Genomic DNA, 12,992 nt, shown 5'->3' with positions numbered 1-12,992 from the left:
CTCTTTGTTAGAGCAGCTCAATTTCCGGAGGATGAGCAGACTTCGCTTATTCGTTTGCCTCTTTGACGACTAATGGATAATAGTATTTATAGGCGCGAACCCCTGCCCATATGCTGCCTGCTCCCATAGCTACAAACAGGAGACCGATCACGAGGGAAAGAGTAGATTGATAAATGAAGTATTGGTTGATTCCAAATAAAAGCACAAATGCGCCAAGGGCAATGCTGGATTTAGCAGAAATCCATTGCTTCTCCATTGGTTGCTTCGTCCGAAAATACTTTATTTTAAAATAAAGATAAAAAGATATTGAAAAGATAATGAAAATGACAAAGATAGGCATTGCATTTCCCCCATTAACAAGAATTGTTCTCTTTTCATTTTAACGTCACAGCCATACAATTTCTACTGTTGAATAGATCTTCTTTCAAAACACTTTGATTTTGTGATTTAATATAGATAAAAAGGGAGAATACATATGAAAGAAAAAATATTAGAACTGATTCGCGAGTTTAATACGATTATTATTCATCGTCATGTACGTCCGGATCCTGACGCATACGGTTCGCAATGTGGTTTGGCAGAAATCTTAAAAGCATCATTTCCGGAAAAAAAGATTTATACAGCTGGAGTGGAAGAACCCTCTCTGAGTTTTCTATATCGTCTTGACGAGATTGAAGATGAAGCCTATGGTGAAGCCCTTGTCATCGTTTGTGATACAGCTAATGAGGAGCGGGTTTGCGATCAGCGTTATGCGAGAGGAAAGATAGTCGTCAAAATTGATCATCACCCTAATGAAGATCCATATGGAGATGTATTGTGGGTAGATACGAACGCCAGCTCTGCTAGTGAAATGATTTATGAGTTTTATTTGTTCGGTAAAGATAAGGGGCTGAAAATGTCATCGGAAGCTGCCCGCTTGATTTATGCGGGAATAGTAGGGGATACAGGGCGTTTTTTATTCCCAAGTACAAAACCGCGAACGTTTCAATATGCTAGTGAATTGGTACAGTATGGTTTTGAATTTAAAGAGTTGTATGATCAGCTCTACAGTACAAAAGTGAATGTAGCTAAGCTGCAGGGGTATGTATTGCAAAACTTTACGCTTCAGTCGTCGGGTGTTGCTCATATGACGTTAACGAAAGACATCTTGGAGCGGTTTGAGGCTACTCCTTCCGAGGCATCTCAATTAGTTGGGGTTCTTGGAAGCGTTGAAGGTATTCGAGCATGGGTATTTTTCATTGAGGAAGATGAGTTGATCCGCGTTCGTTTGCGTTCAAAAGGTCCTGTCATTAATACGATTGCCCAAAAGTATAAAGGAGGAGGACATCCGATGGCAGCGGGGGCTTCTATCTATTCATGGGATGAAGTTCAGGCGGTGTTAGCGGATTTGGAAGAGGTTTGCGCACCTTCCAATCAATAGGAACTCATGCTGATGAAGCTGCAAAATTTACGTAAATAATGGGATATGAGCGGAAATGTCATTAAGCATTTCCGTAAGTCTTTGTTAAATGATAAGCGCTGATGTTACTGAAAGACCTCGTCATGGAATCCTTTGATTTTACTGGATTTTCATGACGGGGTCTTTTTAGAGTTAAAGGTTCTGCTTAATATCTTTTATTTTTAGTTGAACAGAAAGGGTCGTATGGAAGAAAATCTCGTGTATCTCGACATAGTAGGTCGTTTTATCAATGGTATATGCTTTATTTTCAATGGCTTTTTTGAGAGAATGGCGGGACTTGTACACGTCTTCTATATTTTTGGAAAGAACGTGCTCAATTTCTTCTTTGGCGCTTTCTTGGATGAGGAAAGCCGTATAGGAATTAATCTTATATTTGCCTTCGTTCATAATTTTCACCTTTAAGTCTTGGATGACTAAATTCTCTTCTTTCTCCTCATTAAGCTCTTCGATTTCATTTTGCCAAATGCTCATTTTATCTTTTAAATCTTGAATCTCTTTTTTTTGCTGATGGATGGTAATGATTTGTCTTTCTTGTGAGATGCCAAAAAGCATCAAGAAAACAAACCAGCTGACTACAGCTCCCAAAATCATCCCAGCCAGGAATCGCTGCCAGTTTCTATTCTTGTAAAGAGGAGGAATCCTCATGAGCCAATATGCTCCTGTGTCAGCCATTTTATGATCATGGCTCCTGTCTGAGCTCCTCCCATGGCGGCTAATATATAAAGCATTTGCTTAAACACATCTTTTGTTGCGCCTTGAAAGACCCCGCGCTCCAAGCTGAAAAATGTATCAAATGTGCCTCCGATGGCAGCGACAAGTGCCCATATTTTTAGATTGTTAGCCAACGTCATCATGTGGGACAAAGGCGGCTTTCCCGTCAAAAAGGCTCCAAACGCACCGACCATTGTTCCTCCGAGTAAAACACCAAGAGCAATAAAATAACTTAAAATAAATAGAGACATAAATGTTTCTCTCATAAACAGCCCTCCTCCTCAATCCATATATATGGACAGACTTTATAAGTTATGTGATTTGTCTATCGTTATGACAAAAATTATAATGAAGGAAGGATGTTCAAAAAAGATATTCGTATTAAGGGTGGGGAACGTGGTGCCTTTTGTTCATTTACAAGTACAGAGCGGTTACAGCTTGTTAAGCAGTGCTATTAAAATAAATGACTTAGTTCACAAAGCAAAAAAATTAAATTATCCATCCCTTGCGTTAACAGATGAGAATGTGATGTATGGGGCGGTTTCTTTTTACCAGGCGTGCAAGCGGGAAGGAATTAAGCCAATCATTGGATTAAGCGTCTCTATACTTGAAGAGGATGAGTCCGATGGGGCAGCCTTTCCATTCGTGCTGCTTGCTGAAAATAATACAGGTTATCACAATTTGTTGAAGCTGAGCAGCCTTGTCAAAACGAAGGCAGAAAAAGGATTGAAAAAGAAGTGGCTGTCTCATTACAGCGAAGGGGTCATTGTCTTAACTCCAGGAAAAAGAGGAATGATTGAGACTTATGTGGAGGCGGGCCGCATTGAAGAAGCAGAAAGTGTAACCCGTTTTTTGCAGCGTATATTTGGCCAAGAAAATGTCTATTTTTCGATTCAGCGTCATGGTGATATAGAACAAGAGTTAAATGCAAAAATGCTTCCGTTGGCTAAAAAGTGGGGGATTCCAATTGTCGCTGCCAACGACGTTCGTTATTTAGAGAAAGAGCAATCCTCCGCTTACGAGTGTTTGCTTGCAATTAAGGAAGGGACAAAGTTAGAAGATGGAAAGGAAGCCGCTGAGACGAAAGAATATTATTTAAAATCCTCTGAAGAGATGGCAGAATTATTTTCCGATTTACCGGAGGCTCTTAACCAAACGCTTTCCATTAGCGAGCGGTGCACTATCGATTTGCCTCTCGGAGGTATCCATTTGCCCAAGTATCCGACACCTGAAGGGATGGAAGCTGATAGGTATTTGGAAAAATTGTGTGAAGAAGGGCTGCAAGAGAAGCTTCAGGAACAGCATGACCCAGCCAAGTATAGAGAGAGACTGTATTATGAATTATCTGTTATCCGCCAAATGAAGTTCAGTGACTACTTTTTAATCGTATGGGATTTTATGAATTATGCCCATCGCCAAGGAATTGTTACAGGACCTGGCCGGGGTTCAGCAGCGGGTTCACTTGTAGCCTATGTCCTGAACATCACAACGATTGATCCTATTAAATATGACCTCTTATTTGAGCGGTTTTTAAACCCGGATCGGATTTCCATGCCGGATATTGATATCGACTTTCCCGATCACCGAAGAGATGAGGTCATTCGCTATGTGGCGAAGAAATATGGAGAGCTGCATGTGGCTCAAATTATTACGTTTGGAACGCTTGCGGCAAAAGCGGCTGTTCGTGACGTTGGGAGAGTGCTCGATGTGCCCGCAGACGAAGTGGAAACCATTTCAAAGCTTGTTCCCAATAAAATCGGTATTACTTTAAGGCAGGCATATGAACAGTCAGAGGCATTGCGTACTTATCTTGGCCAATCGCCAAAACGTCAGCGATTATTTGAAACGGCGAAAGAAATTGAAGGGTTGCCAAGGCATACCTCTACACATGCAGCGGGTGTGGTTATTAGTGAAAGGGCATTAACGGATTTTATTGCCATCCAAGAGGGGCACGAAGGGGTTTATTTGACACAGTTTGATATGGATGGATTGGAAGCAATAGGGTTACTGAAAATGGATTTTCTTGGCTTGCGGAATTTAACTATTTTAGATAAGACTATCCAGCGCGTTCAACAGGAAAATGGAAGGCGAATCGATCTGAACCATTTGCCGATGAAGGATGAACTCACATATTCCTTATTAGCGAAAGGAGATACAACCGGTATTTTTCAATTGGAGTCAGAGGGGATGAGGAAGGTACTTCAAAGGCTCCAGCCAACTGAACTAGAAGATATCGTGGCAGTAAATGCTTTGTACCGTCCGGGACCGATGGAGAATATTCCGACGTACATTGAACGTAAGCATGGAAAAGCACCCATTCATTATTTACACCCGGATTTAGAAGATATTTTACATAAAACGTACGGCGTTATCGTTTATCAAGAGCAAATTATGAAAATTGCCTCTAAGATGGCTGGATTTACCCTTGGTGAAGCAGATTTGCTTCGAAGAGCGGTAAGCAAAAAGAAAAAAGAAATACTGGATGAACAGAGAAGCGGCTTTGTAAAAGGGTGCATGCAAAACGGATACGAGGAGAATGTGGCCCAGGCCCTTTATGATCTGATTGTCCGTTTTGCTGACTATGGCTTTAACCGGAGCCATGCAGTGGCATATAGTATGATTGCTTATCAGCTTGCTTACCTAAAAGCCAATTATCCTATCCATTTTTTCGCTGCCATTTTAACGAGTGCTATTGGAAATGAAGGGAAGCTAACGCAATATATTCATGAGGCAAGAACTAAAAATATCGTTTTGTTCCCCCCCTCCATTAATGAGAGTAAGTATGATTTTACTGTGCAGCAAGAGGGAATCCGGTTTAGTTTGGCTTCCATTAAGCATGTGGGAGCGGCGGTTTTGAAAGAAATCTTTCAGGCGAGAAGGCAGAGGCGTTTTACTGATTTGTTTGATTTTTGTATGCGTGTCTCCATGAAAGTCGTGAACCGCCGTACACTTGAATCACTGATTGTGTCAGGCTGTTTTGACGAATTCGGCGAAGACCGTGCGACACTGCTGGCGAGCATCAATGTTGCTTTGGAGCATATAGAATTTCTGGGGTTTGATGATCAATCGAATCTCTTTTTAGACGAAGGGCTTTCATTGAAGCCAAAGTATACAGAAACAAGTCCCATGTCCCTGGAAGAGAAACTGAAAAGGGAAAAGGAAGCGCTTGGTTTGTATTTATCCAGTCATCCGGCTATGCCTTTTCGCTCTAGCTTTTCTTTATATGGCGCACAGCGGATATATGATGTATTAAACGAACAGCCGCTAGCCCAAATCACAGTTGGGGCATATTTGTCTTCTGAAAAGGTAATACGTACGAAGAACGGAGAGCAAATGGCGTTTTTTACCCTGGGTGATGAAACGGGGGAGATGAGAGCTGTCGCATTTCCTCGTATCTACAAGCAGCATGCAGAGATGCTTGTACAAGGAGCGGTCCTCCTTTTACAAGGGAAAACCGAAAGCCGCGATGGTCAACTACAGTTTATCATTCAAGGTGTTAAAAAAGTGCAAAGTTCACAGGAAATACAGGACGGGGAAGCGAATGTATTGTATTTAAAGATTGAGGAAAAACATAAGCATCAAGGGCAGTTGCAACGTATTCAGCATATTTTAACTTCCTATAAAGGGAGCGTCCCAGTCATCATTTATTATGAAGATGAAAAGAAGATGGTCAAGCTGCCAGAAGCGTATTACGTTCAACCAGTTTCAGAGTCTTTACAGAAATTAGAGGGTGTATTGGGTGAAGGAAATGTCGTCTTAAAAAAATTATAACCTTTACATTTTTCGTTTATTTGTTATATTGTAAAAGAGCCAAAAGTGGTCTGACCACTTTCAGGGGTACTTTCATTTAATCATAGGACTATGTTTTTTTCATAAAAGAGGGAGAGGGTATATATGTCGTTGCGTGAAGAAGCGTTGCATATGCATCGAGTTCATCAGGGGAAATTAGAATCTAAATCTAAAATTCCGGTTCGAAATGCACAAGATTTGAGTTTAGCTTATTCACCAGGAGTGGCAGAGCCTTGTAAAGCTATTTATGATGATGTAAACAAGGTATATGAGTATACAATGAAAGGAAACATGGTCGCCGTTGTATCAGATGGAACAGCTGTTTTAGGGTTAGGGAATATCGGTCCGGAAGCAGCCTTGCCGGTAATGGAAGGAAAAGCGGTTTTATTTAAAAGTTTCGCTGGCGTTGATGCATTTCCAATTTGTTTAAATACGACAGATGTGGATAAAATTGTAGAGACTGTAAAAATGTTGGAGCCGACGTTCGGCGGCGTAAACCTTGAAGACATTGCAGCTCCCAATTGCTTTATCATTGAAGAACGCCTTAAAAAGGAAACCAATATCCCTGTCTTCCACGATGATCAGCACGGAACTGCTATTGTAACGGTAGCGGGCTTGCTTAATGCATTAAAGATCGTTGGAAAGGCTATGTCGGAAATTAAAGTGGTTGCCAACGGAGCAGGAGCTGCCGGAATTGCTATCATTAAATTGTTATATCGCTATGGTGTTCGCAATATTATTATGTGCGATTCAAAGGGTGCTATTTATGAGGATCGTCCTTACGGTATGAACATTGTGAAAGCGGAAGTCGCTTCCTATACAAACCGTGATAAGCTGGAGGGTTCTTTAGCAGATGTTATTAAAGAGGCAGATGTATTCATCGGTGTATCTGTCGAAGGTGCGTTAACGAAAGAAATGATTGAAACGATGAATGAAAATCCTATTATTTTTGCGATGGCCAACCCGGTTCCGGAAATTATGCCTGAAGGAGCGAAAGCGGCCGGCGCCAAAGTAATTGGAACGGGCCGTTCTGATTTTCCTAACCAGGTCAATAACGTGTTAGCCTTCCCTGGTATTTTCCGGGGGGCATTGGATGTTCGCGCTACCCATATTAATGAAAAAATGAAAATGGCTGCGGTAGAAGCAATTGCAGGTTTAATTGATGAAAAAGAACTTCACGCTGACTATGTTATTCCGGCACCGTTTGATTCGCGGATTGCTCCAGCAGTAGCAGCGGCAGTTGCAAAGGCTGCAATGGAAACAGGAGTAGCCCGCATTCGAGTGAATCCGGAAGATGTTGCAGAAAAAACGCGCCGCTTAGCCATTATTGAATGAAGTGAGTGAGGAAATCATTGACTGGCGAGAAATCAAAGGTATATGTAGAAATTTTAAATCAAATCCGCAAGATGATGGAAATTGACAGGCTTAAAACGGGAGATAAAATTCCTTCTGAGAGGGAGTTGTCCGAGCGGTTAAATGTAGGCCGCTCCTCTGTAAGAGAAGCTTTAAGGGCAATCGAGCTGCTGGGCATTATTGAAACAAGACGAGGAGAAGGAACATTCATAAAAGAAATTGGCGAGCACCAGCTTATCGAGCTGCTGGCTACTTTTCTCCTTCAAGATAGTAAGGCCAAAAAAGATTTAATCGAAACAAAATTTTGGATTGAACAAATTGTTTTAAAAATTGCCTTTTATAGATTGACAGATTTACAACTTCAGCAGTTACAAACGAGGATGACAACAGAATCGGATTATAATGAATATATAGTAAAAGAGTTATTCCAATATATTGACAACCGTTTATTGCTGCGAATTTGGAGAGTGGTGGACGGTTATTTTAAAACGTTTGAACATAAATATCCAATAAATGGAGAAGGAATGATAAAGAAGTTGTTTAAAGCAATTGTGGATCGAAATGAGCAGGTTGCTTTAACTATACACCGAGAGTACTACGAGGCATTGATTAAGACGGAAAATGTCGAATAGGCAACTTGTCTTTAGGAGTACCCGATAGGTTCTGAAAAGTAAGGGTTTCTTAGCTGTCCAAGCACAGAAGCTTTAGAAAAGGGGAGGTTACAGCTTGTTAAGAGATTTGTTTGCTAAAAAGAAAAAGTATGCATCTGTTCCGTCAGAGCACCCAAAACAAGATGTACCAGAAGGCATTATGACCAAATGCCAAAACTGTAAAAAAATCATGTATACGAAAGAGTTAGCGAAAAACTTGAGAGTATGTCTAAATTGCCAGCATCATCATCCCATGACAGCTCACGAGAGAATTGAAAGTCTTATTGATCCTGGCACGTTCATAGAGTATGATGAAAAGCTTGTATCCCAAAACCCTCTGCAATTTCCTGATTATGAAGAGAAGTTAGAGAAAGACCGGGAGAAGACGGATTTAAATGAAGCAATCGTGACAGGAGAAGCTCTCGTGCAGGACATGAAGGTTGTACTGGCCATCATGGATGCCCGTTTTCGAATGGGGAGCATGGGGTCTGTTGTCGGAGAGAAGATTGCGAGGGCAGTAGAAAAAGCAATGGAACTTCAAGTTCCGTTTATTATTTTTACAGCATCCGGCGGCGCGAGAATGCAAGAAGGAGTTTTGAGCCTTATGCAAATGGCCAAAACGAGTGCGGCTTTAAAACGGTTCAGTGACCAAGGCGGGCTCATTATTTCAGTTATGACACACCCGACGACAGGAGGGGTATCGGCAAGTTTTGCCTCACTTGGAGATTATAATTTTGCCGAGCCTGGAGCTTTAATTGGATTTGCCGGCCGAAGAATTATTGAGCAAACGATTCGTGAAGAGTTGCCGGAAGATTTCCAGACGGCTGAATTTTTATTAAAGCATGGCCAATTAGATGATGTCATTCATCGTCATCAGTTAAAAGAAAAACTGATTAATATTCTTGATATCCATGTAAATGGAGGTGAACTAGAGTGGTAGGAGAATTAGAATTTGAGCGTCCCGTAGTGGAGTTAAAGAATAAAATCAACGAATTAAAAGAGTTTGCTAAAAACACGGATGTGGATTTGACCAGTGAAATTGAAAAATTGGAATCTCGTTTAGAGCGCGTTGAAAAGGATATTTATGAGAATTTGAAGCCGTGGGACCGCGTACAAATTGCCCGTCATCCAGAGCGTCCCACAACACTGGATTACATCTCTCATTTATTCACAGACTTTTTTGAGTGCCATGGTGATCGTTATTACGGTGATGACGAGGCCATTGTCGGCGGTATCGCCAAATACCGCGGATTATCAGTAACAGTCATTGGACATCAACGCGGTAAAGATACGAAAGAAAACATCAAACGTAATTTTGGGATGCCGCACCCAGAAGGATATCGAAAAGCACTTAGGCTCATGAAGCAAGCAGAGAAATTCTCAAGACCTATTATTTGCTTTATTGATACAAAAGGAGCATACCCAGGAAAAGCAGCAGAAGAACGCGGACAAAGTGAAGCCATTGCTAAAAATCTATTTGAGATGGCTGGTTTAGGTGTTCCTGTTATTTGTATTGTCATCGGTGAAGGAGGAAGCGGCGGCGCATTGGCTCTTGGCGTAGGAAACCATCTTCATATGCTGGAAAATTCCACTTACTCCGTTATTTCTCCTGAAGGCGCAGCGGCCCTCCTATGGAAGGATGCTGGGCTTGCCAAACAAGCGGCTGAAACGATGAAAATTACAGCGCCTGATTTAAAAGCAATGGATATCGTAGACGAAGTCGTCCCGGAAGTAAAAGGCGGGGCACATCGTGATGTACGCAGACAAGCAGAGCTGATTGACGAAATCTTAAAACAATCTTTGCTGGAATTGAAAAAAATGACAGCGGAAGAGCTAGTTGAACATCGTTATTTAAAATACAAAAAAATCGGACAATTTTCGTTTGAAAACGATACCATAGGGATAAAATAAGGAAGCGTGCATCCTGATAAAATACGGGATGCGCGTTTTTCTGTTTCAGTAATTATCCTTCTCTATTGTGTTCAAAGATTCTTCATGGTATTTTATAGACAGTTAAAGCGCAATGAGGTGAAAAGAGACATGAAAAGAATTGGTGTTTTGACAAGTGGCGGAGATTCACCCGGAATGAATGCCGCTATTCGTGCAGTTGTTCGTAAAGCAATTTATCATGATCTGGAAGTTTATGGAGTTTATAATGGGTATTCCGGTTTAATTGCAGGGAATATTCAGAAGCTTGAAGTAGGTGACGTAGGTGATATTATTCACCGCGGCGGTACGAAGCTTTATTCAGCTCGATGCCCAGAGTTTAGAACGCTTGAAGGACAACAAAAAGGGATTGAGCAATTAAAAAAACATGGGATTGAAGGACTAGTTGTCATTGGAGGCGACGGTTCTTATATGGGAGCCAAAAAGCTAACAGAACATGGCTTTCCGTGCGTAGGTGTTCCTGGTACTATTGATAACGATATTCCAGGTACGGACTTTACCATTGGATTTGACACAGCTTTAAATACAGTTATTGATGCTATTGATAAAATTCGTGATACGGCTACGTCTCATGATCGTACATATGTCATTGAAGTAATGGGCAGACATGCCGGCGATATCGCCTTATGGGCGGGCTTGGCTGGCGGAGCTGAGACGATTTTAGTTCCAGAAGCGGACTATGACATGGAAGATATTATTGCTCGCTTAAAACGCGGAACGGACCGTGGTAAGAAACATAGTATTATCGTGGTAGCGGAAGGTGTAGGAAGCGGGGTAGAGTTTGGTAAGAGGATTGAAGAGCAGACCGGGTTGGAAACACGTGTAAGTGTACTTGGCCATATCCAACGCGGAGGTTCACCAACGGCAGCTGATCGTGTACTTGCGAGCCGCTTAGGGGCAAGAGCAGTAGAATTATTGCTAGATGGAAAAGGCGGTCGTTGTGTGGGCATTCAGAATAATGAACTCGTTGATCATGACATTCTTGAAATTTTAGAACATAAACATGACATTGATCATTCAATGTACAAGCTTTCTCAGGAATTATCAATTTAACGCAAATGGAATAAGTTCGAGGAGGATATAAGGGAATGCGTAAAACAAAAATCGTTTGTACAATCGGTCCTGCGAGTGAGACTGTCGAAAAGTTAGTTGAACTGATGAACGCAGGATTAAACGTGTGCCGTCTTAACTTTTCACATGGGGATTTTGAAGAGCATGGCAACCGTATCCGCAACATCCGTGAAGCGGCTAAGAAAGCAAATAAAACTGTTGCAATCTTATTAGATACAAAAGGACCGGAAATCCGTACTAATAACATGGAAAACGGAGCGGTTGAACTAGTAGAAGGTTCTGAAGTAATCGTTTCTATGGAGGAAGTAACCGGAACGGCTCAAAAATTCTCTATTACTTATCCAGGCTTAATTGATGATGTAGAAGCTGGTTCTAAAATTTTGCTTGATGACGGTTTAATTGGTTTGGAAGTCCTTCGTGTCAATAAAGAAACAAAAGAAATTACAACAAAAGTGTTGAATCCTGGAACTTTAAAGAATAAAAAAGGTGTAAATGTTCCTGGCGTGAGTGTAAACTTGCCTGGTATGACAGAAAAGGATGCGCAGGATATCGTATTCGGTATCGAGCAGGGCGTTGATTTCATCGCGGCATCGTTCGTAAGACGTGCATCTGATGTATTGGAAATTCGCCAGTTATTAGAAGAGCATAATGCAGGCCATATCCATATCATCCCTAAAATCGAAAACCAAGAAGGTGTCGACAACATCGATGAGATTTTAGAAGTGTCAGATGGATTAATGGTGGCTCGCGGTGACTTAGGGGTGGAAATTCCAGCTGAAGAAGTGCCGCTTGTACAAAAATCATTGATTAAAAAATGTAATGCTCTTGGGAAGCCCGTTATTACGGCAACTCAAATGCTGGATTCTATGCAGCGCAACCCTCGTCCAACACGCGCGGAGGCAAGTGACGTAGCCAATGCGATTTTTGACGGCACAGATGCCATCATGTTATCTGGTGAAACAGCTGCAGGATCTTACCCTGTGGAAGCAGTAAAAACGATGCACTCTATCGCTTCTCGTGCGGAGCAAGCGTTGGATTATCGTGAAATTTTATCAAAACGCAATAAGCAAATCGGTTGTACGGTGACGGATGCAATTGGACAATCGGTTGCTCATACTGCGTTAAACCTAGGTGTAGCAGCTATTCTTGCACCGACTGAGAGCGGTTATACAGCAAAAATGATTTCAAAATATCGTCCGAAGGCGCCAATCATCGCAGTAGCTGCAAACGAAGCTGCTTCTCGCCGCTTATCCCTTGTTTGGGGTGTCCATTCTGTCAGCGGCCAAAATGCTTCTTCAATCGATGAAATGCTGGATAACTCTGTTCAATCAGCCCTTTCAACCGGCATTATCTCACATGGTGATGTTGTGGTGATTACAGCGGGTGTTCCAGTGGGAGAAGCTGGTTCGACTAACTTAATGAAAATTCATGTTGTTGGCGATGTATTGGCTAAAGGGCAAGGCATCGGCCGTAAGTCGGCATTCGGTAAAGTGGTAGTTGCTAAAAGTGCAGCAGAAGCGACACAGAAAGTGACAGACGGAACGATTCTTGTAACGAACGCTACAGACCGTGATATGATGGGAGCTCTTGAAAAGGTAGCAGCTATCATTACAGAAGAAGGCGGCTTGACGAGCCACGCTGCAGTGGTTGGCCTAAGCTTAGGTGTGCCTGTCATCGTAGGCGTTGAAAACGCAACAACCCTCCTTACAGATGGTCAAGAAATTACAGTTGACGCGACGCAAGGCATGATTTATGAAGGGCATGCAAGCGTTCTGTAGTATCTAAATTCTATTCTTAAAATAGCTTTCCATTTTAAGATGTAGCCTTATTTGTCCATTAAGGCGGAATAAAACAAAACGCCCGAAGATTTATGAACCATAAATCTTCGGGCGTTTTTGTACATTAACTTCAGGTTCTTGAGTATGATTATTTATGACAGGCCTTGTTTAGTGAGGGTGTTGAGAGTTGCTATTTTTGATTTCGCTTGTAAGGAATATTCATTTTGCAAGGAT

Annotated in this window: 11 protein-coding genes; 8 read left to right on the top strand and 3 right to left on the bottom strand. The window is 41.7% G+C overall.

Going from position 1 to position 12,992, the window contains the following annotated elements; translation table 11 throughout:
- Positions 1–46: 46 nt before the first annotated feature.
- The gene (locus BK575_RS23715; RefSeq protein ID WP_078414027.1) at positions 47–340 is read right to left on the bottom strand and encodes a YtpI family protein; all 294 of its coding nucleotides are present in this window, start codon (positions 338–340) and stop codon (positions 47–49) included.
- Between the two features lie 135 nt (positions 341–475).
- Here BK575_RS23715 and BK575_RS23710 point away from each other — a divergent pair, with 135 nt between their 5' ends.
- A complete protein-coding gene (locus BK575_RS23710; protein ID WP_078414026.1) occupies positions 476–1,420 on the top strand; it encodes a DHH family phosphoesterase in 945 nt (314 codons plus the stop codon).
- Positions 1,421–1,591: 171 nt separating this feature from the next.
- Here the strand turns inward: BK575_RS23710 and ytrI are convergent, their stop codons facing one another.
- Both ytrI and BK575_RS23700 read right to left on the bottom strand, forming a co-directional pair.
- On the bottom strand, positions 1,592–2,131 hold the full coding sequence (gene ytrI / locus BK575_RS23705; protein ID WP_139368098.1) for a sporulation membrane protein YtrI: 540 nt from the start codon (positions 2,129–2,131) through the stop codon (positions 1,592–1,594).
- Positions 2,101–2,436, bottom strand: a complete 336-nt coding sequence (locus BK575_RS23700; RefSeq protein ID WP_078414024.1) for a sporulation membrane protein YtrH — start codon at positions 2,434–2,436, stop codon at positions 2,101–2,103. The genes ytrI and BK575_RS23700 overlap by 31 nt, the downstream gene beginning before the upstream one ends.
- Before the next feature lie 133 nt (positions 2,437–2,569).
- On the opposite strand from BK575_RS23700, the gene dnaE reads away from it, so the two are divergent.
- From dnaE to pyk, 7 genes are all read left to right on the top strand, one after another.
- Complete coding sequence (dnaE, locus tag BK575_RS23695; protein WP_078414023.1) at positions 2,570–5,941, top strand: DNA polymerase III subunit alpha; 3,372 nt, start codon at positions 2,570–2,572, stop codon at positions 5,939–5,941.
- Positions 5,942–6,064: 123 nt separating this feature from the next.
- On the top strand, positions 6,065–7,294 hold the full coding sequence (locus BK575_RS23690; protein ID WP_078414022.1) for an NADP-dependent malic enzyme: 1,230 nt from the start codon (positions 6,065–6,067) through the stop codon (positions 7,292–7,294).
- A gap of 17 nt (positions 7,295–7,311) precedes the next feature.
- Positions 7,312–7,944: a FadR/GntR family transcriptional regulator gene (locus BK575_RS23685; protein ID WP_235867436.1), complete on the top strand. Its 633-nt coding sequence runs from the start codon at positions 7,312–7,314 to the stop codon at positions 7,942–7,944.
- A 94-nt stretch (positions 7,945–8,038) separates the two neighbouring features.
- Positions 8,039–8,902: an acetyl-CoA carboxylase, carboxyltransferase subunit beta gene (gene accD / locus BK575_RS23680; protein ID WP_078414021.1), complete on the top strand. Its 864-nt coding sequence runs from the start codon at positions 8,039–8,041 to the stop codon at positions 8,900–8,902.
- Positions 8,896–9,873: an acetyl-CoA carboxylase carboxyl transferase subunit alpha gene (gene accA, locus BK575_RS23675; RefSeq protein ID WP_078414020.1), complete on the top strand. Its 978-nt coding sequence runs from the start codon at positions 8,896–8,898 to the stop codon at positions 9,871–9,873. The genes accD and accA overlap by 7 nt, the downstream gene beginning before the upstream one ends.
- A 129-nt stretch (positions 9,874–10,002) precedes the next feature.
- Positions 10,003–10,962, top strand: a complete 960-nt coding sequence (gene pfkA, locus BK575_RS23670) for a 6-phosphofructokinase (RefSeq protein WP_078414019.1) — start codon at positions 10,003–10,005, stop codon at positions 10,960–10,962.
- A gap of 35 nt (positions 10,963–10,997) precedes the next feature.
- A complete protein-coding gene (gene pyk, locus BK575_RS23665) occupies positions 10,998–12,758 on the top strand; it encodes a pyruvate kinase (RefSeq protein WP_078414018.1) in 1,761 nt (586 codons plus the stop codon).
- Positions 12,759–12,992: the final 234 nt, after the last annotated feature.

Origin of the sequence: Priestia abyssalis (genome assembly GCF_002019595.1) — a bacterium.
Classification (GTDB): domain Bacteria; phylum Bacillota; class Bacilli; order Bacillales; family Bacillaceae_H; genus Bacillus_BA; species Bacillus_BA abyssalis.
Note: the sequence above shows the minus strand (reverse complement) of the source record. Positions and strands in the feature narration are given on the sequence as shown.